The sequence below is a fragment of the Dactylosporangium sp. NPDC000244 genome, assembly GCF_040300725.1.
Taxonomy (GTDB): domain Bacteria; phylum Actinomycetota; class Actinomycetes; order Mycobacteriales; family Micromonosporaceae; genus Dactylosporangium.
This window is the reverse complement of sequence record NZ_JBEPEH010000041.1, coordinates 23,413-46,185: the sequence shown is the minus strand read 5'-3', so window position 1 is coordinate 46,185 and position 22,773 is coordinate 23,413. Positions and strand designations below refer to the sequence as shown.

21 protein-coding genes are annotated in these 22,773 nt (G+C 73.9%); 6 read left to right on the top strand and 15 right to left on the bottom strand.

The genetic code is table 11. The annotated features are described in order from the left end of the window. Positions 1-2,415, bottom strand: coding sequence for an FtsX-like permease family protein (locus tag ABT369_RS44395; RefSeq protein ID WP_350622246.1), 2,415 nt, complete (start codon positions 2,413-2,415; stop codon positions 1-3). A 1-nt stretch (position 2,416) separates the two neighbouring features. Further along, positions 2,417-3,145 (bottom strand): ABC transporter ATP-binding protein, encoded by a 729-nt coding sequence (locus ABT369_RS44390; protein WP_350622352.1) that lies wholly within the window; start codon positions 3,143-3,145, stop codon positions 2,417-2,419. A gap of 117 nt (positions 3,146-3,262) precedes the next feature. Here ABT369_RS44390 and ABT369_RS44385 point away from each other — a divergent pair, with 117 nt between their 5' ends. Beyond that, the gene (locus ABT369_RS44385; protein ID WP_350622244.1) at positions 3,263-4,285 is read left to right on the top strand and encodes an alpha/beta hydrolase family protein; all 1,023 of its coding nucleotides are present in this window, start codon (positions 3,263-3,265) and stop codon (positions 4,283-4,285) included. 6 nt (positions 4,286-4,291) lie between these two features. Here ABT369_RS44385 and ABT369_RS44380 read toward each other — a convergent pair whose 3' ends face one another. Next, on the bottom strand, positions 4,292-5,389 hold the full coding sequence (locus ABT369_RS44380; RefSeq protein WP_350622242.1) for a nucleotide disphospho-sugar-binding domain-containing protein: 1,098 nt from the start codon (positions 5,387-5,389) through the stop codon (positions 4,292-4,294). Position 5,390: 1 nt separating this feature from the next. Further along, on the bottom strand, positions 5,391-7,442 hold the full coding sequence (locus ABT369_RS44375; protein ID WP_350622240.1) for an alpha/beta fold hydrolase: 2,052 nt from the start codon (positions 7,440-7,442) through the stop codon (positions 5,391-5,393). 235 nt (positions 7,443-7,677) lie between these two features. Here ABT369_RS44375 and ABT369_RS44370 point away from each other — a divergent pair, with 235 nt between their 5' ends. Continuing rightward, a complete protein-coding gene (locus ABT369_RS44370) occupies positions 7,678-7,845 on the top strand; it encodes a hypothetical protein (protein ID WP_350622238.1) in 168 nt (55 codons plus the stop codon). A gap of 263 nt (positions 7,846-8,108) precedes the next feature. Here ABT369_RS44370 and ABT369_RS44365 read toward each other — a convergent pair whose 3' ends face one another. Continuing rightward, positions 8,109-8,900: an ROK family protein gene (locus ABT369_RS44365; protein ID WP_350622236.1), complete on the bottom strand. Its 792-nt coding sequence runs from the start codon at positions 8,898-8,900 to the stop codon at positions 8,109-8,111. 87 nt (positions 8,901-8,987) lie between these two features. On the opposite strand from ABT369_RS44365, the gene ABT369_RS44360 reads away from it, so the two are divergent. Together ABT369_RS44360 and ABT369_RS44355 are read left to right on the top strand one after the other, a co-directional pair. After that, a complete protein-coding gene (locus ABT369_RS44360; protein ID WP_350622234.1) occupies positions 8,988-11,348 on the top strand; it encodes an RICIN domain-containing protein in 2,361 nt (786 codons plus the stop codon). 63 nt (positions 11,349-11,411) lie between these two features. Continuing rightward, positions 11,412-12,065 (top strand): TetR/AcrR family transcriptional regulator, encoded by a 654-nt coding sequence (locus ABT369_RS44355; protein WP_350622232.1) that lies wholly within the window; start codon positions 11,412-11,414, stop codon positions 12,063-12,065. On the opposite strand, the gene ABT369_RS44350 is transcribed toward ABT369_RS44355, so the two are convergent. Continuing rightward, entirely contained in the window at positions 12,062-13,162 is a 1,101-nt protein-coding gene (locus ABT369_RS44350) for an RICIN domain-containing protein (protein WP_350622230.1), read from the bottom strand. The genes ABT369_RS44355 and ABT369_RS44350 overlap by 4 nt on opposite strands. Positions 13,163-13,390: 228 nt before the next feature. Between ABT369_RS44350 and ABT369_RS44345 the strand changes: the two genes are divergently transcribed. Continuing rightward, positions 13,391-14,143 (top strand): ROK family protein, encoded by a 753-nt coding sequence (locus tag ABT369_RS44345; RefSeq protein ID WP_350622228.1) that lies wholly within the window; start codon positions 13,391-13,393, stop codon positions 14,141-14,143. A gap of 206 nt (positions 14,144-14,349) precedes the next feature. Here ABT369_RS44345 and ABT369_RS44340 read toward each other — a convergent pair whose 3' ends face one another. The 7 genes from ABT369_RS44340 to ABT369_RS44310 form a co-directional block, all read right to left on the bottom strand. Then, positions 14,350-15,147: a hypothetical protein gene (locus ABT369_RS44340; protein WP_350622226.1), complete on the bottom strand. Its 798-nt coding sequence runs from the start codon at positions 15,145-15,147 to the stop codon at positions 14,350-14,352. A gap of 93 nt (positions 15,148-15,240) precedes the next feature. Beyond that, a complete protein-coding gene (locus ABT369_RS44335) occupies positions 15,241-16,026 on the bottom strand; it encodes an SDR family oxidoreductase (RefSeq protein ID WP_350622224.1) in 786 nt (261 codons plus the stop codon). 418 nt (positions 16,027-16,444) lie between these two features. Continuing rightward, positions 16,445-17,143, bottom strand: coding sequence for a hypothetical protein (locus tag ABT369_RS44330; protein WP_350622222.1), 699 nt, complete (start codon positions 17,141-17,143; stop codon positions 16,445-16,447). Positions 17,144-17,326: 183 nt separating this feature from the next. Beyond that, positions 17,327-17,764 (bottom strand): hypothetical protein, encoded by a 438-nt coding sequence (locus tag ABT369_RS44325; RefSeq protein ID WP_350622220.1) that lies wholly within the window; start codon positions 17,762-17,764, stop codon positions 17,327-17,329. A 312-nt stretch (positions 17,765-18,076) separates the two neighbouring features. Next, complete coding sequence (locus ABT369_RS44320) at positions 18,077-18,637, bottom strand: permease-like cell division protein FtsX (protein ID WP_350622218.1); 561 nt, start codon at positions 18,635-18,637, stop codon at positions 18,077-18,079. Beyond that, positions 18,624-19,130 carry an RNA polymerase sigma factor gene (locus ABT369_RS44315; RefSeq protein WP_350622216.1) on the bottom strand — a complete coding sequence of 169 codons (507 nt, stop codon included), beginning with the start codon at positions 19,128-19,130 and terminating at the stop codon, positions 18,624-18,626. Before ABT369_RS44315 ends, ABT369_RS44320 begins: the two co-directional genes overlap by 14 nt. A 118-nt stretch (positions 19,131-19,248) precedes the next feature. Then, entirely contained in the window at positions 19,249-20,220 is a 972-nt protein-coding gene (locus tag ABT369_RS44310; RefSeq protein WP_350622214.1) for a helix-turn-helix transcriptional regulator, read from the bottom strand. 71 nt (positions 20,221-20,291) lie between these two features. Here ABT369_RS44310 and ABT369_RS44305 point away from each other — a divergent pair, with 71 nt between their 5' ends. Further along, a complete protein-coding gene (locus ABT369_RS44305) occupies positions 20,292-20,972 on the top strand; it encodes an alpha/beta fold hydrolase (protein WP_350622212.1) in 681 nt (226 codons plus the stop codon). Between the two features lie 4 nt (positions 20,973-20,976). Here the strand turns inward: ABT369_RS44305 and ABT369_RS44300 are convergent, their stop codons facing one another. Together ABT369_RS44300 and ABT369_RS44295 are read right to left on the bottom strand one after the other, a co-directional pair. Then, complete coding sequence (locus ABT369_RS44300; RefSeq protein ID WP_350622210.1) at positions 20,977-21,612, bottom strand: response regulator; 636 nt, start codon at positions 21,610-21,612, stop codon at positions 20,977-20,979. Then, positions 21,609-22,769 carry a sensor histidine kinase gene (locus ABT369_RS44295; protein WP_350622208.1) on the bottom strand — a complete coding sequence of 387 codons (1,161 nt, stop codon included), beginning with the start codon at positions 22,767-22,769 and terminating at the stop codon, positions 21,609-21,611. The genes ABT369_RS44300 and ABT369_RS44295 overlap by 4 nt, the downstream gene beginning before the upstream one ends. Positions 22,770-22,773 lie beyond the last annotated feature (4 nt).

Sequence of the window (22,773 nt, the reverse complement as noted above, 5' to 3'; positions counted from 1 at the left end):
CTAGGCACGTGCCGCGCGCCGGGCGGGCAGGACCGCCGCCAGGACCGCGGCGGCGGCCGCGAGCCCCACGAAGCCGGCCAGCTGGCCGAAGGGCACACTCAGCAGCGGGTGTACCGCCCCGAAGGCCGCCTTCGTCGTGAGCCACCCGTAGAGCACGCCGAACGCCACCCCGCCCAACGCCCCCGCCAGCGCCATGAGCAGGGCCTCGGTCAGCAGCGTGGCCCGCAGCTGCCCGCGGGTCAGCCCCAGCGCGCGCACCAGCCACGACTCCCGGGCCCGCTCCAGCACCGACAGCGAGAGCGTGTTGCCGATCCCGATGACCGCGATGACCAGCGCGAAGGCCAGCAGCGCGGCGATGATCGCGACCATCTGGCCGATCTCGGCGTTGCGCTGGTCGCGCACCTCGGCCAGGTCCGCCACCTGCACCAGCGGGTGTGCGGCCAGGGTGTCGTCGAGCTTCTGCCGCGCGGCCGCGGCCGACAGCCCGGGCGCGGCCTTCACCAGCACCAGGCCGTCGTCGTGCACGTCCGGGAACAGCGTGGCGAAGTCGGCCTCGGCGATCACCGCGTCGCCGACGAGGCTCGAGCTCTGCACGATCGCGGCCACGGTCAGCCGCAGCCGGCGGTCCCCGGCCACGAGCTCGATCGTCGAGCCGGCGGTGGCGCGCACCTGCCCGGCGGCCGGGATGACGGCGGTGCCGGGTCGCACGTCGGCCCCGAACACGTCCGCCCCGGCGCCGACGGTCCCGACCAGCACGTCGCCGGCCTCGCCCTGTTTGACCGGCGCGGCCACCGGGAAGCCCGCGGCCCGCACCTCCCCCGCCACCCCGGCCGGCACCAGCTCGCCGGGCACCGCGGGCGTCAGCAGGTAGTCGACCGGGAAGGCCTTGTTGAGCTGCGCCTCGGCGGTCCGGTTGGCGGTGGCCGCGACGGTACCGCCGCCGGCCATCAGCGCCACCCCGATGAGCAGGGTCGCCGTGGTGGCCGCGGTGCGGGCCGGATGCCGGGCCGCGTTCGCGGTGGCCATCTTCACCGGCACCCCGAACAGCCGCCCCGGCAGCCAGCCCAGCGCCCGCACGACCGGCCCGACGAGCCGGGGCATGAGCAGCAGCAGGGCCGCGAAGTTGCCGATCCCGCCCAGCATCACCAGCGCCATCGCGGCCAGGACCCCGCCGGTGCCGCGCAGCCCGGCGACGGTGATCGCGGTGCCGGCCAGCGCGGCGAGCACGGCCAGCACCAGCGAGGTGCGGCGCAGGGAGCCGGACTCGGGCACCGCGGCCCGCAGCGCCGCCATCGGCCGCACCCGGGACGCGCGCAGCGCCGGGGCGACCGCGGCGCCGACGGTGACCAGCAGCCCGAGGGCCGGGCCGGCCAGCAGCGGCAGCGGGCTGAGCACCACGTCGCCGGCCGGCAGCCCGAGGACCGTGGAGAGCCGGGACATGAGCAGCGCGACGAGCACGCCGAGGCCGGTGCCGAGGACCGCGCCGGCGAGCCCGACCAGCGCGGCCTCGGCCAGCACGAGCCGGAACACCTGCCCGCGCCCGGCGCCGACGCAGCGCAGCAGGGCCGTCTCGCGCAGCCGCTGGGCCATGAGGATGGTGAACGTGTTCACGATGACGAAGCCGGCCACGAGCACGGCCACCAGCGCGAACAGGCCGATGCCGACGAGCAGCCCGCTGAGCTGCCCGGAGGCCGCCTTGGCCAGGTCGTCGCGCAGCTGGATGCCGGTGCGGGCCCGCGCGTCGGACCCGGACCCGAGCCGGTCGCGCACGGCGGCCGCGTCGGCGCCCGGCCGCAGCGCGGCGACGACCTCCCGGTAGCCGGCCGAGCCGGTCAGCCCGGTCAGCTCGGCGTCGGTGAGGACCACGGTGGAGGTGCGGCCGCCGCCGAAGCCGGTGACGTCGACGGTGCCCACGACCCGCAGCCGCTGCCGCCGCTCGCCCGCACCGATGACGGTGATCTCGTCGCCGATCGAAAAGCCGATGCGGGCGGCGGTACGGGTGTCGAGCGCCGCCTCGCCCCCGGTCTGCGGCAGCCGGCCCGCGTGCACGTCGAACGGCCGCAGCCGCGCGACGGTGCCGGCGTTGATGCCGTAGCCGGGCAGCCCGATGTCGGTGACGATCCGGCCCCGCTTGTCCAGCAGCGGCAGCCGCTCGGCCCGGCGCCCGTCGGCCTCGGCCACCCCGGCGTCGGCCCGCGCCCGGTCCAGGGCGGACGGCTCCAGCCGCCCGTCGTCCCGGGCCGTGAGCGCGGCGCCGACGTTGCGGGCGGCGCGGGCGTACTCGTCGTAGAGCGCCGCCTGCGCCGTGTCCCGGTAGATGAGGGTCCCCGCCACGAAGGCCACCGCGAGCACGACGGCGACCAGGGTCGGGACGAGCCGCCGGACCCGCAGCCCGGTGAACGCGGTGCGCAGCACGTCAGCCCCCCAGCCGGCGCAGGCCCGCCAGGACCGCGTCGGGGCTCGGCCGGTGGATCTCCTCGACGATCCGCCCGTCGGCGAGCAGGACCGCGCGATCGGCGTGCCCGGCCGCGACCGGGTCGTGCGTGACCATGACGATCGTCTGGCCGAGCTCGCGCACGCTGCGGCGCAGGAACTCCAGCAGCGCGGCCCCGGAGCGGGAGTCGAGGTTGCCGGTCGGCTCGTCGGCGAAGACCACGTCGGGCCGGCTCAGCAGCGCCCGCGCGCACGCGACCCGCTGCTGCTGGCCGCCGGAGAGCTCGGAGGGCCGGTGCCGCAGCCGCTCGGCGATGCCCAGCGTGGTCACGAGCTCGCGCAGCCAGCCCGGGTCGGCCTTGCGCCCGGCGAGGTCGAGCGGCAGCGTGATGTTCTGCTCGGCGGTCAGCGTCGGCAGCAGGTTGAACGACTGGAACACGAACCCGATCCGCTCTCGCCGCAGCCGCGTGAGGGCCCGGTCGGACAGCCCCGTGATCTCGGTCCCGCCGATGCGCACCGACCCGCCGTCGACCGTGTCGAGCCCGGCCAGGCAGTGCATGAGCGTCGACTTGCCGGAGCCGGACGGCCCCATCACGGCGGTGAACTCCCCGGCCGCGAACTCGACCCCGACCCCGTCGAGCGCGCGCACCGCGGTGTCGCCGCTCCCGTACACCTTCACCACGTCGGCGGCCCGGACCGCCACCCGTCCCATCCCGTTGTTCGTCACGATCCGTGACGCTAGGCGCGCACCGGCCGCGCGTCGTCCACGCGAGGTCGTACTACCTGAGCAGGACGCGCTCCCCCGGGACAGGCTCCTACGGTTCGCCGCATGGATCGACGCTCCTTCCTCGCATCGGCCGCCGCGCTGGCCGCGACGGGCCCCGCGGTCCCGGCGTTGACGCGCACGCACGCCGCCTTCGAGCTGCCGGATCCCGACGGCCCGCACCCGATCGGCACGACCGTGCTGCACCTCGTCGACGGCTCCCGCACCGACCCGTGGGTGAGCGGGAACCGTCCCCGGGAGCTGATGGCGCAGCTGTGGTACCCCACCACGGCGCGATCCGGCCCGCGGGCACCCTGGGTGACGGCGGGCGAGGCCGGGCCGGTCGGCCGCGACCTGATCGAGACGGTCACGGGCACCCCGCGCGACCTACCCGGCCTGGCCGAGGTCCGCACCCACGGACGGCTGCGGGCCCAGCGCCGCCCCGGATGCCCGGTGCTCGTCTTCTCCCCCGGCTTCGGCGCGCTGCGCAACTCCGGCTCGGCGCTGGTCGAGCACCTGGCGGCGCGCGGCTACCTGGTGGTGACCCTCGACCACACCCACGACGGGATCGCGGTCGAGTTCCCGGGCGGGCGCATCGAGCCGAACACGATCGTCCCGCTGCTGCAGGACCCGGACACGATCGCCGAGGTGGCCGCGCGCATGGTGACGGTGCGAGCGGCCGACATCCGCTTCGTGCTCGACCGCCTCGGCGTCCGCGGCCGGGCCGGCGTCTTCGGGCACTCACTCGGCGGCGCGGCCGCGGCCCAGGCCGTGCGCGACGATCCACGGCTCGTGGCCGGGGCCAACCTGGACGGCACGTTCTACGGCCCCGTCGCGCGGACCGGCCTGGACGAGCCGTTCCTGCTGGTCGGCAGCGACGACGCGGACGAGTCCTGGCCCGCGTTCGAGGCGAAGCTGCGCGGCTGGCACCGCACGGTCCGCGTGGCCGGGGCGCGCCACCTCACCTTCCACGACTCGGTGCTGCTGCGCCTGTCCGCGGACGCCTACGGCACGATCCGCCCCGAGGACGCGATCGCCCGGACCCGCCGCCACCTGAGCGGCTTCTTCGACCGCTTCCTGCGCGGCTGATCGCCGTCAGCGCGTGAGGGTGGCGATCGTGTCGGCCACCGCGGACGGGGACGGCATCGCCGCGATCTCGGCGGCCAGCTCGGCCGCGCGCAGGTGGTAGCCGTCGTCGGAAAGCAGCTTGGCCGCCTCGATGCGCACGGCCGCGGCGCAGCGCTCCGCGAAGGGTACCGCGCGGGCCGCGCCCGCGGCCGTGAGCCGCTCGGCGATCGCGAACTGGTCGCACATCTGCGGCATGAGCAGCTGCGGGCGGCCGGCGGTCAGGGCCGCCATCGAGCTGCCGGAGCCGCCGTGGTGCACGAACAGCGCGCAGCCGGGCAGCACCTGGTTGTGCGGGATCCAGCCGATGCGGCGCACCCCGTCGGGCAGCCCGCCGAGGTTGTGCACGCCGGCGCCGGAGACCACGACCTCCACGTCGAGCTCGCGCAGGCCGAGCACCGCGGCGGTGAGGCCGTCGACGCCCTCCGGGATCGGTACGGTGCCCATCGACACGCAGACCCGCGGCCGGTCCGGGGGCTCGAGCAGCCAGCCGGGGATGGTGCAGGCGGCGTTGTACGGCACATAGCGCATCGGCGTCCCGCCCGGCACGGCGCCGAGGCTCGGCGGGCAGGTGTCGACGGTGAGCGCGGGCGGGTCGACCGCGATCCCGCCCTGCAATGTGGACAGACGCGGCCCGGCCTTGTCCAGCGCGGCCCGGTGCACCGGCTCGGGGACCGGCAACCCCCAGTGCTGCAGCACCCACGGCACCCCGGCCCGCGTGGCCGCGAGCGGCCCGGCGTACTCGACCGGCTCGGTCACGACGAGGTCCGGCCGCCAGGCGCGCACGAGCGCGTCGACGTCGTCGCGGGTGCGCTCGGCGAGGGCGACGAACACGTCCAGGTCGAGCTCCTCGTTCCCGCCGAGGCCGACGCCGGACGGCCACAGCTCGAAGAACGAGGCGTCCCCGCCGACCACGGCCGCGGTCAGCCCGGCCCGGCGCACCTGCTGGTGCAGCGGATGCGGGACGGCGACGAGCACCTGGTCGCCGCGCAGGTGCAAAGCCCAGGCCAGCGGCACCATCGAGAACAGGTGGCCCGGGGCCGGGTTCATGGTGAACAGCACGCGCACGTCAGTCCTCCGGTCGTTCGGGCGCCGACAACGTCACCGGCAGGTCCTCGATGCCGCGCAGCATGGTGCCGGGCGCCCGGTAGCGGACCGGCCCGGCGATGCGCAGCGCGGGGAACCGGCGCAGCAGGCGGGGGAAGAGCACCTGGGCGTGCAGCCGGGCCAGCGCCGCGCCCGGGCAGAAGTGCCGGCCGGCGCCGAAGCTCAGCGACGCGCGGCCGGGCTTGCGCAGCACGTCGAAGCGGTCGGGCTTGCCGACGTACGCCGGATCCCGGTTCGCCGCCCCGACGAGCCCGAGCACCGCCATGCCGGGCGCCACCTCGACGTCGCCGAAGCGGGCGGGCGCCATGGCGATGCGCACCGCCACCTGCACCGGCGGCTCGTAGCGCAGGATCTCCTCGACGGCCCGCTCGGCCTGGGCCTCGTCGCCGCCGCGGACCAGGGCGGCCTCGTCGGGGTACGACAGCAGCAGCCGCGCCCCGAGGGACACCAGGCTCGCCGGCGAGTCGTAGCCGGCCCCGAAGAGCAGGACCAGGTCGCCGAGGTACTGCTCGCCGAGGTCGGGCCGCAGCCCCCGCACCATCGCCAGCAGCCCGGTCTCCCGCTCGGCCGCGAGCGCCTCGAGCGCGTCGATGATCTCGTCGCCGGCCGCGGCCATCCCGGTGCGCTGCCGGGGCGTCATGAACGGCTCGAACGCCGCCGACGCGACCCGGGCCGCCTCCCCCAGCCGCAGCGCGTCGGCGTCGGGGATGTCCAGCAGCCGCCCGGTGACGAGCGAGGCGAACGGCACCGCGAGCGCCTCGGCGAGGTTGACCGTCCCGCCGTCGGCGAGCCGCTCCCCCAGCCGGTCCAGGCAGGCCTCGGCGGTGTCGATCGTGTGCCCGCGAAGCTCCTCGGCGCGGCGCGGGACGAGCCGGCGGGCCAGGGCGGCGCGCAGCTCGCTGTGCACGGTGCCCTCGCGCCAGCCGAACGACTGGTAGAGGCAGCGGATGAGCCGCACGTCGCGCCAGTTGGGGGTGAGCCGGGCCGGGTCCTCGCCGGGGCTGGCGAAGATCGGCTCCTGCAGCAGCCGGGCCACGTCGGCGTGCCGGCTGAGCACCACCGCGGCGGCCTTGCCGGGCAGGTCGATGCGCAGCACGGGGGTGCGCTCGCGCAGGGTGCGGTAGTGCGCGTACGGCTCGGCGAGCGCCCGCGGCCGGACCAGGTCGAGGAAGAGCCGCTCGCCGTGGCGGCGCTCGGCCCCGGCCCAGAACCGCAGCAGCGCCGCGACCGTGCGCTCGGGCTGCTCCAGGTTGGGGCTGTGCGACGCGTCCGGGATGATGTCAAGCTCGGCCCCGAGCCGCTGGGCGTAGCCGGCGAAGTCCTGGGTGGACCAGAGGCGCTGGTCGCGGTACCCGTGCATGAGCAGCACCGGCAGCCGCGTGGCGCGCAGGTCGGCGCCGCGGTCCGGCTCGGCGGTGAGCGAGCGCAGCGCCCCGTGCAGGAAGGCCAGGCGCATCCCGTCGAGCCGGCGGCGCCAGAACTCCCGCCGGTCGACGTCCCGCTCGGGCACCAGCCGCCGCACGACGGGCCACATGACGGCCGCGCCCTGCAGCGCGAGGGTCTTGTCGAAGCCGGAGAGCAGCTTGCGGTGCCGGAACCCGTCCATCCCCGGCCCGGCCCCGATGAGCGTGACGGAGAGCAGCAGGTCGGGCCGGGCGAGCGCGGCGGCGCGGGCGACGAACCCGCCGTAGGAGTGCCCGACGAGGTGCACGGGCCGCCCCGCGCTCGCGAGCACGGCCACCAGGTCCTCGGCGTGCCTGGCGATGGTGTGCGCCTCGGGCGACTCGCCGTCGAGCCGGGCGTAGTGGCCGTGGTAGTCGTAGGCGTAGGCGTGGTACCCGGCGGCGGCGAGCGCCGGCAGCACGGGCACGAAGTCCTCCTTGGACCCGACCACCCCGGCGCACAGCACGACGGCCGCGTTGCGGTCCGCCTCGGCGGGCGGCGGCATGTGCAGCGCCGCGACCGGCCCGCGGGCGGTGTCGAGCACCAGTTCGGAGTCACTGAGCGTGAGCACAATACGACGATAGTCCTGTTAGTCCGGTTTGTACGGCTATAACACCACATAAGCCTCGTCAGGCGATAAAAGCCTTAAAGCATGACTCGGGTCCGCCGTGGTGCGGACCGTCGCTCCCGCCAGACACCACTCGGCGCTGGCGCGCCATCGCTGCCAGGCCCGGGGGCGGGCCCGCTGATCCGTGCCGGTCCCACTGTGGTGCGAGCCTCCGGCTCGCGCGCACACCATAGTGACCATGGCTCTCGCCACCACCCAGGGACTGCTGGACAACTGGTCACGTGGCCGCGACCTCCACCCGGTGCAGCCGCACCGGGCCCAGGTCGCAGCGGTGGTCCGCGGCTGGACCCAACCGATCGTCCTGTCTCCCAGCCACGCCACCGCCATCGGCCTCGGCGGACGCTGACCAGTCCCCTTCCGGCAAGCCGCCGACATCGGCGAGCACTCACAGCGACGGCTGCCGCGAGAACGAGAAGCCCCGAGGCCACCCGCCGCGGCCCGAAGGGAGCCGGCGACCACGGGAGCCGGTGGCGGAGGTTGCGGTGCCGGTGGGCTTCATCTGGGGCGGCGCTACCACCCGCGGAGCTGGCAGCGTCGGCGCGCAGCGCCCAGCGGTGTCTGGCGGGAGCGACGGTCCGCACCACCGCGGACCCGAGTCATGCCTACAGCTCAGTGCAGGATCGCGGCCTCGGGAAGGCCGGGTAGCAGCGCCGCGCCGAGCAGTGGGGCCTCCTCGCCCAGTTCGGCCGGGACGACCGTGACCCGCTGGTAGGTCAGGAGCTCGGCCAGGGACTCGCGCAGCGGCGGCCAGAGCGCGGGGCGCCGCAGGGCGATCGCGCCGCCCAGGGCCACCGCCTCCAGGCCGGCGTTCAGGGCGAAGTTCGCCACGCCCAGGGCGAGTGACGAGGCGTACGCGCGCCAGAAGTGCGGGTCGTCGACGTCCTCCAGGGGGCGGCCGAGGCGGCGGTGCAGGGCGCTGCCGCCCGTCAGGGTCTGCAGGCAGCCGATCTGGCCGCAGTCGCACGGGCGCTCGTTGCCCGCGATGAGCTGGTGGCCCGCCTCCGTCGTCAGGTGTACCGTCCCCAGGCGCAGGGCCGCGCCCACCCCGGTCGACAGGGTCAGGTAGCCGCAGCGCTCGAAGCCGCGCAGGGCTCCCGCCGCGCACTCGCCCAGCAGGCCGCACGTCGCGTCGTGGGCCACCCGGACGGGCACGCCGAGCGCGTCGGACAGGTCGGCGGCCAGCGGGCGGCCCTCGTAGCCGCGCAGGTTCAGCGCCACCCGCACGGCACCCGCCGGGGTGACGCGGCCGCCGAAGGACACGCCGATCGCCGATGTGCCCGCGGGCACGGCCGCGATCAGCGCGCGCAGCTGGCGGCCGTAGTCCGGCTCGCTCGGGAATCTCGTCAGGGTGTCGCCGGACCGGACCCGGGTCCAGGTTCCGCCGATATCGATCGCGGTCACAGAAATCGACACGGTTCATTGTAGAAGTGTGTCGATACGTGTGCGAATCTGGTTGGTGGTTCACCCCACCGCCATGGAGGACCACACATGAAGTCTCGCCTCGCTCTGCTCGCCGCGCTCAGTCTCGTCGTCGCGCAGCTCGTCGCGGCCGGGCCCGCGGCCGCGGCCACCACCGTCACGATCAACGGCACCGCCGCCGGGCGCACGTTCGACGGCGTCGGCGCGATCTCCGGGGGCGGCGGCAACAGCCGGCTGCTCTACGACTACCCGGAGCCCCAGCGTACCCAGATCCTCGACTACCTGTTCAAGCCCGGCTACGGCGCCGCCATGCAGATGATGAAGGTCGAGGTCGGCGGCGACACCAACTCGACCAGCGGCGCCGAGCCCAGCCACCAGCACACCGCGGGCGACCTCAACTGCAACCGCGGCTACGAGTGGTGGATGGCCGAGCAGGCCCGGGCCAGAAACCCGCAGATCAAGCTGTACGCCCTCGCCTGGGGCGCCCCCGGCTGGATCGGCAACGGCAACTTCTGGTCGGACGACATGATCAACTACTACCTCGCCTTCCTGGACTGCGCGAAGAACAGCCACGGCCTCGCGTTCGACTACCTCGGGGGCTGGAACGAGCGCGGCTACGACAAGAGCTGGTACGAGCGGCTCAAGGCGGCCCTCAACAGCCACGGCTACGGCAACGTGCAGGTGGTCGCCGACGACACCAGCTTCGACCCGGCCAACGACGTGGTAACAGACCCGGCGTTCGCGGCCGCCGTGGACGTGCTCGGCTCGCACTACGTCTGCGGCTACCGCGGGGCCCAGACGAACTGCCCCAGCAGCACCAACGCGATCAACAGCGGCAAGAAGGTCTGGGCGAGCGAGAACGGCTCCGACGACTACAACCTGGGCGCCGTCGCGCTCGCCCGCGGCATCAACCGCGGCTACCTCGACGGGAAGATGACCGCGTACCTCAACTGGCCGGTCATCGCCGCGATCACCCCGAACATCCCGTTCCCGACGATGGGCGTCGCCCTGGCCGCGCAGCCGTGGTCCGGCAACTACTCGATCGGCAAGAACACCTGGGTGATGGCGCACACCACGCAGTTCACCGCCCCGGGCTGGCGCTACCTCGACTCGGCGTCGGGCTACCTGGGCGGCAACCGGGCCAACGGGTCGTACGTCACCCTGCGCGACCCGGCCGGCGGCAACTACAGCGTGGTCATCGAGACGCTGGACGCCACCGCCGCGCAGCCGTTCACCGCCACCGTCACCGGCGGGCTGTCCACCGGCGCGGTACACGTGTGGTCCTCGCTGCTGAGCAGCACCAGCAACGCCGACTACTTCGCGCACACCGCCGACGTAACCCCGTCGAACGGGTCGTACACGATCACGCTGCAGCCCGGGCGCGTCTACACCCTGAGCACCACGACCGGCCAGGGCAAGGGCACCGCGACGTCCCCGGCCGCGGGCACCCTCGCGCTGCCGTACACCGACGACTTCAACGGCTACGCGATCGGGCGCGAGGCGAAGTACCTGGCCGACATGCAGGGCGCGTTCGAGATCGCCCAGTGCGGCGGGACGAAGTGCGTGCGGCAGATGTCGCCCCGGGCCCCGATCACCTGGGACGACCTCAGCGACCCGTACGCGCTGCTCGGCGACCTCGGCTGGAGCAACTACAAGGTGTCCGCCGACGTGCTGCTGGAACAGGCCGGCTACGCCGAGGTGATCGGCCGGGCCGGGCTCCAGCACGCCTTCGGGCCGGCGGGCCTCAACGCGTACTACCTCCGCCTGACCAACACCGGCGCCTGGACCCTGCTGCGCAACGACGTCAACAACGCCGGCACGGTGCTGCGCAGCGGGACCGTCGCCGCACCGGGGACCGGCACCTGGCACAACGTCGCGCTGACGTTCTCGGGCAGCAACCTCACCGCCCAGATCGACGGGGCCACGGTGGCCACGCTGAGCGACTCGGTGTGGAGCACCGGCCAGGTCGGCATCGGCACCAGCCAGGGTGAGACCGCCCAGTTCGACAACCTGTCGGTGACCGCCGTCGCCGGGCCGCCCCCGCCGGTCAGCGGGCCGCTCACGAGCGCCCAGTCCGGCCGCTGCCTCGACGTGCCCGGCCAGTCGCAGACCAACGGCACCCAGGTCGAGATCTGGGACTGCAACGGCGGGGCGAACCAGCAGTGGACGCAGCTGTCGAACGGGGCGCTGCGGGTGTACTCGAACAAGTGCCTCGACGTGCTGAACAACGCGACGGCGGCCGGCTCGCCGGTGGCCATCTGGGACTGCAACGGCGGGGCCAACCAGCAGTGGACCGTCCGCGCCGACGGCACCATCGCCGGGGTGCAGTCCGGGCTCTGCCTCGACGTGACCGGCCAGGGCACCGCGAACGGCACCCTGGTCGAGATCTGGACGTGCAACGGCGGGGCCAACCAGCGCTGGGCCCGCTAGGCGTCGCTCACCGGGGCTCCCTCGCGGGGGCCCCGGTGAGGAAGTCGGTTCTACAGTTACGGGGTGGGGGAGAGTCAGTCGATATTCCAGCGGCCGCAGCGGGGCACCCGGGGGCCGGCGCCGGGGCACAGCCGCGAGGAGATCGTGGCGGTCGCGGTCGCGCTCGCCGACGCCGACGGGCTCGCGGCCGTGTCGATGCGCGCGGTCGCCGCGAAGCTGGGCACCGGGGCGGGGTCGCTCTACCGGTACCTCTCCTCCCGCGACGACCTGCTCGAGCTCATGGCCGACGCGGTGATCGGCGGCCTGGAGCCGTTCCCGGAGGCCGCCGACCCGATCGACGCGCTGGTGCTGCTCGCCCGCCGCCAGCTGGCCCTCTACCAGCGGCACACGTGGCTGATCGAGGTGGTGCAGCAGGCCAAGGGCTTCGGCCCCAACAGCCTGGCGTACCTCGACCACTGCCTCGGCGTCCTGGCGCCCGTGCGGTGCCCGACGACCGCGAAGTTCGAGGCGGTCGCGATGATCACCGGCGTGGTGTCACTGTTCGCTCGGCCGCAGCCGGAGGGGCTCTCGTTCGCGGCGATCGACCTCTCGCGGTACTCGAACCTGGCCGCGGCGATCACCGGGGCGTCCTCCGGGGCGCAGAAGGCCCCGGAGGACGTGCCGGACCTGTTCGAGCGGACGGTGCGCAGCCTGCTGGCCGGGCTCCTGATGCGCTAGCGGCGGGCCCACTTCTGCGCGCCGGTGCCGTTGCACTGGTAGAGCTGCACCAGGGTGCCGTTGGCGGTGCCGCTCGAGGTCACGTCGACGCACTTGCCCGAGCCGGCCCCGACCACGGTGCCGTCGGTGTTGAACGTGAACTTCTGCGCGGTCGTGCCGTTGCAGTCCCAGAGCTGGACCTTGGTGCCGTTGGCGGTGCCGTTGCCGTTGACGTCGAGGCACTTGCTGCCGAAGAGCCGCAGCTCGTTCGCGGCGGTGCGGGTCCACGACTGGTTGGTGCCGCCGTGGCAGTCCCAGATGATGATCTGGGTGCCGTTGGCGGTGCCGGCCCCGCTGGCGTCGAGGCAGCGCCCGGACTGCGGGTTCGTCACGGCGGCCGCGGTGCCGACCGGGGGCACGCCGCCGCCCTGGAGGCTGGCGGGGACCGACTGCAGCGCGGAGTACCACCGCGCCCCCATCTTGTCGTAGCCGCCCGCGTTCGGGTGCACGCCGTCGGCGAGGTCGGCGGTCGTGATCGCCGAGTGCATGTCGACCAGGTGGGTGTGCGCGCCCTTCTGCGCCACGATGCCGGGCAGGGCGGCGTTGTACGCCTGCACGCGCGACTCGAGGGTCGCGTCGCTCTCCGGGGTGATCTGGGCGACGAACAGCTCGACGCCGGGATCGTTGGCCCGGATCTTGTCGATCAGCGCCGACAGCCGCGCGGGCGCGTTGGCGACGTCGTAGTTCTGGTTCATGTCGTTGGTGCCGATGTGCAGCAGGATCGTGCGCGGGGCGTAGGCCTGCAGCCAGCCGACGATGTTGGCGTCGATCTGGTCGATGCGCCAGCCGGAGTGCCCCTCGTGGTCGTGGTCGCCGAGGCTCGCCGGCCCGTTGGACCCGGAGCCGACGAAGTCCGCGGTGTACCCGCCGCCGGCGAGGCGCTGCCAGAGGTTGATGCGGTAGCCGCCGGGCACGTTGTAGCCGTCGGTGATCGAGTCGCCGAGCGGCATGATCTTCACGCCGCCGTTGGACTCGGCCTGGGCCGCGGTCGCGGTCAGGCCGAGGGTGGCCGCGACCATGGCGGTGGCGAGGCCGATCGAGGTGAGCAGTCGTCGCATGCCGTGTCTCCTCCAGACGGGAGATGGCCTGCACGCCGCCCTGGCGGAGGCGACGTGCAGGGGTCTGCGGATCGATTCTTGGCAATGTCACAGCTTCCGTCGACGGTTGCCGGCCAAGTGCGCGGCGAGCGCCCCGGGTGCTGCGCCGAGCGGTCGCCGCACAGTGATCAACGCGGCTTTTCGGGCTCCCGAGCAGCGCCCGGCCGCCGGGCGGCGCACAATCCACCGGTGGGGAACACGCTGACGATCGACTGTGGCGGCGGCGGCCTGAAGGCGGCCGTGGTCGACGACTCCGACGCGCTGGTCGGCGGGCCGATCCGCGTCGCGACGCCGTACCCGTTCCCGCCCGACCGCTTCATCCGCGCCATGCTGGACATCGAGGGCCAGCTCCCGCCCGCGGACCGGGTCACGGTCGGCCTGCCGGGCATGATCCGCCACGGCCGCGTGGTGGCCACCCCGCACTACGTCAACCGCGCCGGCCCGCACACCCCGGTCGACCCCGAACTCTTCGCGGCCTGGACCGGCTACGACGCCCGGGCCGCGCTCAACCGCGCCTTCGGCCGCCCCGTGCTCGTGCTCAACGACGCCGAGGTGCACGGCGCCGCCCTGGTCGTCGGCACCGGCCTGGAGCTGGTCATCACGCTCGGCACGGGCCTCGGCAACGCCCTGTTCGACGACGGCGTGCTCGCCCCCCACCTGGAGCTCTCGCACGGCCCGATCCGGCGCAAGAAGACCTACGACACGTACATCGGCGAGCTCCAGCGCCGCGAGCTGGGCAACGAGCGCTGGTCCCGGCGGGTCCGGCGGGTCGTCGACGGGCTGCGGCCGGTGTTCCGCTGGGACCGCCTCTACATCGGCGGCGGCAACGCGGCCCTGATCGACGCCGAGTCGGTGGGCCGCATGGGCGAGGACGTGACGATCGTGCCGAACACCGCGGGCGTCCTCGGCGGGGCGCGGGCCTGGAAGCTGATCGGCGCCTGAGGTTTTTCCAGAGCATGGCTCGGGTCCGCGGGGGTGCGGACCGTCGCTCCCGCCAGACACCGCTCGGCGCTGGCGCGCCATCGCTGCCAGGTCCGCGGCTGGTTGCGCGGGCCCAGTTGTGTGAGCCCGTCGGCTCTGGGATGGCCTTTACTGCGATCTAGGCGGTAGCATGCCGGCCGCACCGGGCTCCTGGCGAGATGGCCGGATCAACCGCTCCGGTCAGCGCCGCGTAAGAAGGGCTGCAGAGCCCCGTACTGAGCGGCGGGGGCCGGCACAGAGCCGACGGCGAGGACCCACTCGTCGCCGAGCGTGCCGATCACGAGGTCGCGGTTCCCGAATCGCAGCACGAGACCAGCGCAGACCGCGTCGCCGTCGTGCCCGACGATCACGGCGCCGTCGGTGAGCAGGGCCCCGATGAACCCGGACAGTACGTCCGGAGGTTGTGCCGGACCGACCCTGGCCTCTCCGCACTCGTCCATGTCGTAGGAACGGTATGGATCCTCCTTCGCGAGCAGGAGTTGATCGCCGCGGCCGTGCAGACCGACCGGCACCGCGTATTCGAAGAACAGCCAAGCGTGCAGCAGACTCTCGGCGTCCGGCTCACGTCGTCCCTGGTACCAGTGCCGGGCCTCCGTCACGGCGTCGAGCCGTCGGCCGAACATGTTCTTCAGCCACGACGCAACCATCTCGGGATCGCTGAAGCCCGCGTACGGCGCCCTGTGCTCAACGCGCAGCGCCCGCCGCACGGCGCGGGCAGTGGCCTCGTAGACATCGCCTGTGCTGGTGTCGACCTCAGTGATGACCACGTCGGTCACGGTCACCTTCGCCGCCGCGGGGAGGCCACGCAGAGCCCACCGAGCGCCCAGCTCGGCTTCCCGCCGGTGTTCCTCGGCGGCGATGGCGGTCACCTCGACCTCGGACCGGCTCGACGCCGCTACCTCGACAGTGACCTGAGCGAATCGCGAGGAGCGATTCGTCTGCCGCAGCAGACGGAAGGTCGCCATGATGCTGATGGTTCCAGGCGGGTTCCGCCCTCGACATGTTGGGCCCGAACAAACCGCCAGAGCCGGCCCGCGGCCGGCCTCGTCAGGGCGGAGTCATCGCGCTGACCATCCGCCGTCGGAGGCTATGGTCTGCCCGCTGATCCAGTCCGCCTCGTCGCTGAGGAGCCAGGCGACCAGGCGAGCGGTGTCCGCCGGCGTGCTCCAGCGTCCTCCGGGGCTGATCCGGCTCACCTCGGCCCGGAGGTGGTCGTCGGCGTATCCGGTGTCGTTCGGTCCGGGGTCGACGCAGTTGACGGTGATACCACGGGGCATCAGATGCGTGGCGAGGCTCCGGGTGAGCTCGTGCAGCGCCGCTTTGGAGGCGATGTAGGGAAGCTCTGCGGGCATGGCCCCGTGGTACTGCCCCGAGGTCATCCACAGCACCCGCCCGCCCGGCCGGGTGTCGTCGTGCTGGGCGGCGAAGGCCTTGACCAGCAGCAGCACCGCGCGGGTGTTGACGGCATAGCTCAGATCAAGTTCGCCGGCGGTCAACTCCTCCAGCGTCTGACTACTGCTGCGAGCATGGTTCGCCACCAGGGCATCGACATGGCCGAACGCATCGCGGGCGGCACCGATCAAGGCCGCTGGAGCATCGGGAGCCGCGAGGTCGGCCGAAAGATGCTCGACTCGGCCGCCGCCCTCACGAAGCTCGTCCACGAGGGCTTCTGGGCCGTCCGGATCCACGCCCCATGACTGCTCGGCATCGTGGGGCGCCCACGAGTGCAGGAACACCGCGGCCCCATCGGCGACGAGCCGGCGAGCGATGGCTGCCCCGATCGCGACCCGGCGGCTCGCCCCGGTCACGATCACAACCCGGTCTCTCAACGAAGGCGAAGACACCGCACCATGATCGCCGCCAGGACCCTCACCCCGCGGCGAAATATCTCTGGCTGTGGTGGAGATCCGCAGGCTCGCCGCGATGGTCCAGGAGGGATCTCACCGGTATCTGTGGTTCTGCGGAGACTGATTGCGCCGGCCCAGTTGCGTGAGCCCGTCGGCGCCGTGACCTCCGCCGTCGACTCTTCCGAACCAGCGGCGCCCCTTCCCGCGTGGCGCGGACCCCGCGCTCCAGGCCCGGCCGGGTAAGACCCCCCCGCAACCGGCATCGTCACCAGCAGCGCCGGAGCTGAGCGCGGACAGCGGCTACTTCGCGCAGTTGATCTGTGGTCACGACCGGGCGGGGCGTTGATGAACGGCAGTCACCCAACGCCGGTTCGGGACTGGGCGATGCTGCGGCTGAGGGTCCGTGGGGCTCGGGTCATTGCCGTTCGCGGTACGACAGGTGGTCGCGGATCCGCGCGATCGCCGAGTCGCACTCGGCGATGACGGCGGCGTCGGCGGTCGCGGCGCGAACGGTGTCGAGCAGGCGCAGCGGTGCGTCGCCGGCCATCCACGCCTCGACGCGTCCGAGCGGGTCGTGAACGGGAACCACGTAGTACGCGACGAACGAGGCCAGGTGCCGCGCGGCGGTTTCGGTGGGTGTGGCGGACCAGATGTCGAGATACGGCTGCAGGTCTTCTTCAAACCCGCTCAACGCCTCGACCATGTCCTCCGCGGCCATCGCGGTGGGCCAGGAGGCCAGGAACTCTCGCCACAGCGCGAACCGGTACGACCGGACGGCGGCCTGGTCGTCGGCCGGCCAGCCGGCCACCGCCGTCTTCAGCCGGCCGAGCGTCTTGTCCAGGAGCGTGGGGTCATCGAGCGCGCCGAGCGCGAACAGCTCCAGGATCCGCGGCACGAAATGCAGCCAGTCCCGGTCGTCGCCCCATGTCCCCCCGGCCTTCCACGCGAACCGACGCAGCTGCTCGGCCGACAGGTCCTCCAGCGGGATCTCGCACAGCACCCGGACCTCGTCCTCGTCCACGCAGTGCCGGCAGTACGACATGTCCGGATTCAACGGGTACCGCGCACAGATCCGGTACAGCGGAGCCAATGCCTCACGCACCTCGGGCCGCATACCACCACCCCGTCCCACCACGCACCCGCCGCAACAGACCGCGCCGACGATCCTCCACCCGCCATGTTCCAACAGCGGCACGAACTTGGTCCAGCACGGCCGGAATGCCCACGCGATCGCGATGATCCGCAGTGCCAGGAAAGTACCGGCCAGTGACCCTCGGACCCATCTTGGTCCTGCGTGTCAGTACTCTCTCTCCTCCACGCGCAGCGCGCCGCTATGCAGGTACGCCGTCCAAGTGTGCGACTTGTCGAGCCAGGTCGGGTTCGCGTGGTCAGCGGCGGCCAGCCACGCGCAAGCACGGAGAAGCCCGCCTCCGGTGGTGAGCGCGGCCCCGGCCTCGGCGCGGATTGCGCTGGGAACGGCATAGAGCTTGAGGACGCAACGCGGGCGGTTGGGCGTTCCTCGTGCGAGGTCGTAGGTGCTGCCAATATCCGAGTATCGGACAGCTTGCAGCAGCACGATGTCGGATTGACTGTCGCCGTAAAGGGTGAAGTCCAGCGCGAGCAGGTGCACGCCTGCCGCCCGTAGTGACGCTTCTACGATCGACCGCCCGACCGGATAGGACAAGCCGGACCGGAGCACATTGCGGTGGTAGCTCTCCCACGGTTCCTCCGGCATCTGCGCAACTGTACGGACGTCAGGTCCGCGGGACAGGCGCGCTGGGCTGGTCGTGCGGCCGATGGCGACCGTGCGCGGCACCGGCCCGCCGAGCCGGGCGCCGTGGCGACGACGGGCCGTGGACCCCCGGTGGTGGAGGGTTGCGCAACCGTGGGACCGGCACGGATCGGCGGGCCCACCCGCGGACCTGGCAGCGACGGCGCGCCAGCGCCGAGCGGTGTCTGGCGGGCGTCGGCTTTGCTGGCCCAGCGGCGGTGGGCGACGTCCAACTCTCGTCTGAGGGTGTTAGGAAGCATCCCGCACCGGCCGATGTCAGCTCGGTAGGAGCCGGCAGCTGCAGACCACGTCGGACACGCCGCCGAGCGGGGCGACGAGCCGCTCGACCGTGTCGGCCCCGGCGCGGCCGGCGACGCGGAAGCGGAACGACTCGGGAAGGTTCTCCGGCTTCGTGGCGCCGACCAGGTCCGGCGCGTCGCTGAACTCTCGCTGGAAGTTTCGCCAGGCGGTGACCTGGTCCTCGAACCGCAGGCAGTACACCTCGGCCGAGCTCTCCAGCACAGTGCGTACCTCGGCCCGCTGCTCGTCGGTGGTCCCCTGCTTGAGGAAGACGCTGACGTCAGTACCCGGCCCGTCACAGGACCGGGGCGCGGCGGTCTGCGCCGGCGGCGCCGAGCCGGCGATCCACCAACCCGCGACGCCGCCGAGGAGGAGCAGCGCGACGAGACCGGCAGCGCCGACCGCCCGCCGCCGGTGTTCACGCACGGCGGCGGCGCGGACTGCCTCGACGCCGCCGGGGCGCAGGGCCTCGTAGGACAGGTCGTATTCGGCGCGCAGCGCGGCGCGCAGCACCTGGTCGGTGTCAGAGTCCAGCATCGGTGTGCACCTCTCGGAAGTCGCGAAGGCTGACGGCAAGGGTGAGCCGGGCGCGGTACAGCCACGTCCGCACGGTCCCCGTACGGACGCGGCACACGTCGGCGACCTCGGCGACGGGCAGCCCGACCAGGTAGTGCAGGACAACGGCGCGTCGCTGACCGTCGGGCAGGCCGGCGAGCGCGGCACGGATCGCCACCGCGTGCGGCTCGGGACCGGGCACCGGCGCGACGACCTCGAGGACCTGGTGGCGCCGGGCGACGCGCCAGCGACGCAGGCGCGAGGTACCGAGGTTCCAGGCCACCCTGCGGACCCAGACGGCCGGCTCCTCGTAGCCCGCGATGCGGTCCCAGCGCTGCCAGGCCCGCACAAAAGCTTCCTGGGTCACGTCGCGCGCCTCGTCGAGGTCGCCGAGGTACACGCTGAGCTGCGCGGCGATCTGCCGGAACTGCACGGCGTAGAACTCGGCGAACCCGTCACGGTCAGCCCGACTCATCCTCATACCTACATCACGCGCGACCCGCACGGAACGTCACAGGCAGGTTTCCGTTCGGCTCAGAGGGCAAGCTGCCAGCCGTCCAGCGGGGCCGGCAGGTACCCCGCCCGAGCCCGCTCTACGGCTCTATCGCCTCGACGCGCACGGTGCCGGACAGGGCGACCAGGCGCCGACCGAGCCGCGCGACCTCCGTGCGCAGCTCGTCCGGCCGCACCACCGTGAAGTCCCAGCCCAGCCCGGCCAGCATCACCGCCATGCCGTCCAGGCGCTCGGCCCGGCAGACCAGTCGCGCGCCCGAGGGGGCCGCGGTCACCGTACCGGCGGTGGCGGGCACCCGGCGGCGGACCTCGGCCTCGGGGGCGTGCAGGAGGACCTCGACCTCGTGGCGGTACGGCACCGCCGCGAGCGCCCCGGCCACGTGCCCCGCGGCGTCGAACGACTCCGGGGCCTCGAAGCGCTCCTCGCGCACCGACAGCGAGCCGATGCGGTCCAGCCGCAGGGTGCGGATCTCGCCGCGGCGGTGGTCGAAGCCGCTCGTGTACCACCGGCCCGCGTGGAAGACGACGCCGTAGGGGTCGAAGGCGCGCGTCGAGTCCTCGCCGCGCCACGAGCGGTAGGTGAGCTCGACGCGCCGGTGGTCGCGGGCCGCCTCACCCAGCGACAGCAGGTGGCGGACGTCGAACAGGCCGGCGGGGCGGGGCGGGCGCGTGAAGCCGAGGGTCTCGCGCACGGCCTGGACCCGGTCGCGCAGCGCGGGCGGGAGCACCCGCTCGATCTTGGCCAGGGCCGACGCGCGCGCGGCGGCGGCGATGCCCAGGTTCTCGGCCGCCAGCAGGCCCAGCACGACCGCGACGGCCTCGTCGTCGCCGAGCATGAGTGGGGGCAGCCGATAGCCGGGGGCCAGGCGGTAGCCGCCGTAGCGGCCGCGGCCGGCTTGCACCGGCAGGCCGAGGCCGGCGAGCGCGGCCGCGTAGCGGCGCACGGTGCGCTCGTCGAGGCCGAGCCGCTCGGCGAGCTGCGGGCCGGTCAGCCCCGGCTGGGCCTGCAGCACCTCGAGCAGCGCGAGCACCCGGCCGGTCGACTGTGACACGGGTCACCCTCCGAAACAGGGCCGCAGAATCAGGGCCGAATCTGCCCTGATTCGATCGTAGCGTCGACGGCATGACGAACTTCGTACTGGTTCCCGGGATGTGGCTCGGCGCGTGGGCTTGGGACGAGGTCGCGGAGCCCCTGCGCGCGGCCGGGCACCACGTGACCGCGGTGACGCTGGGCGGGCTGGCCGAGCGCGCGGGCGAGCCGGCGACCCTCGAGTCGCACATCGAGGACGTCGTCGCGGCGGCCGGCGACGCCGCGGCGGTCGTGCTCGTCGGGCACAGCTACGGCGGCCTGCCGGTGCGCGGCGCGGTCGAGCGGCTCGGGGGCCGGGTGACGCGGGTCGCGTACGTCGACAGCGGGCCGGTCCCGGATGGCACCGCGCAGGCCGACTTCTCCGCGGGCGGCCCGGCCGGGTCCGACGTGCCGCCGCCCTCGTTCGACCCGGCCGACGATCCGGTGCTGTTCGCGGGGCTGGAGGGCCGCGCCACGGAGATCCACGGGCGGTGCACGCCGCATCCCTACGCCACCGTCGCCGCGAAGCTCCGCCTCCGTCACCCCCAGCAGCCCCCGACCGACCTCATCGTGAGCACCTTCACGCGCGCGAACGTGGAGCGGATGATCGCGGACGGCCACCCGTTCTTCGCCGGCCTCGACCGGCGCGACTACCGCGTGCGCGAGCTGCCGACCGGACACTGGCCGATGTTCAGCCGCCCGGACGACCTCGCCGGAGCCCTCGGGGGCGCCTGAGCCGTCACCGGCCGGCCGCGTAGACCGCCAGCTGCACCCGGTTGGCGCTCCCGGTCTTGGTCATCAGGTTCGCGACGTGCGTCTTCACCGTGGTCACGCCGAGCCCCAGCCGGGCCGCGACCTCCGGGTTGGACAGCCCCGCGCCGACGAGCGCGAGCACCTCGACCTCGCGGGCGGTCAGGTTCGGCGGCGGCGCGGCCGGGGCGGCGGGCGCCCGCTCGGCGAGCACCGCCCGGGCGACCAGGCGCCGCAGCACGGCCGGGGTGAACGGGCTGTCGCCGGCCGCGGCCCGCCGGACGCCGTCGAGCAGCTCCTGCGGCGTCGCGTCCTTGACGAGGAACCCGCACGCGCCGGCGGCCAGGGCCGGGTAGAGATGGTCGTCGTCGTCGAACGTCGTGAGCACCACGATGCGGACCGAGGGCCGCGCGGCGAGGATGCGCGCGGTCGCGGTGGTGCCGTCGACCCCGGGCATGCGCAGGTCCATGAGCACGACGTCGGGGCGCAGCTGCTCGGCGAGCCGGACCGCGGCGGCGCCGTCGGCGGCCTCCCCCACCACGTCGAGGTCGTCCACGGACTCGCACAGCATGCGCAGCCCGGCGCGGACCAGCCGCTGGTCGTCGACGAGCAGCACCCGGATCACGTCGTCTCCTTCGCCGGTACCCACGCGGAAAGCCGCCACCCGTCCCCCTCCGGCCCCGCCGACAGCTCGCCGCCGAGCACCTCGACCCGCTCCCGGAGCCCGGCCAGCCCGACGCCGCCGGCCCCGGCACCGTCCCGCCCGGCGCCGCTCTCCCGCCCGGCGCCGCCGCCCCCGCGGGAGCGCAGGTCGAACGCGAGGCGGTCGCCGCTCAGCCGGATCGTCAGCGCCGCGAGCGCGCCCGGCCCCGCGTGCCGGGCGGCGTTCGCGAGGCCCTCCTGGGTCAGCCGCAGCACCGCGAGCGCGGTGCGGGCGTCGAGGCGGGTCACGTCCGGGTCGATGCCGGCCTCGACGGTGAGCCCGACCTGCCGGCCCCGGTCCACGGCGGCGTCGAGTGCGACGGGCAGCGCGGCCGGCTCGACCAGGGCCGCGGTCGGCGCGGTGCCGGGCTCGCGGAGCACGGCGACGAGCCGGCGCAGGTCCGCGAGGGCGCCGGAGCCGGTGGCGTGCACGTCGTCGAGCACCTGGCGCACGCGCGGGTCGCCGAGCGGCAGCACGGTGCGCGCCACCCCGACCCGCAGCACGATCGAGGCGACGTGGTGCGCGACGAGGTCGTGCAGCTCGCGGGCGATCGCCGTGCGCTCGTCGGCGCGCACCCGGTCCAGCTCCGCGGCGGCCCGGGCCGCGGCCTGCCCGTTGAGGTCGGCGAGGGCACGCGCGTACAGCCCGATCAGCACCGGCGCCCCGGTCACCGCCAGCCCGGCGAAGACCACGTTCGCCGGGCCGGTCACCAGCTCGTCCAGGTCCGAGACGAGCGAGCCGGCCAGGCCCAGGGCGAGGCCGAGCGGCACCTGGCGGCCGCGGCGCCGGGCGGCCAGCTCGAACAGGGCCCACGCGGTGCCGACCGTGGGCACGGTGTCGTCGTGGGCGCCCGCGAACCAGCCGGCGCCGGAGACCACGGCCAGGGCCGCGACCGTGGCGAGCGGCCAGCGCACGCTCAGAAAGACGAGCGCCAGCGACAGGACCGCGACCGTCCGGTCCACTGTGGACATGGCGCGCCCGTCGGCGGCCACCGTGAGGTAGCCGACCCCGGCCAGCGTCACGAGCGCGAGCCGCAGGACGGTCGAGCGCTCCGCGAACAGCCGCTCGACCCAGCCCATGCCG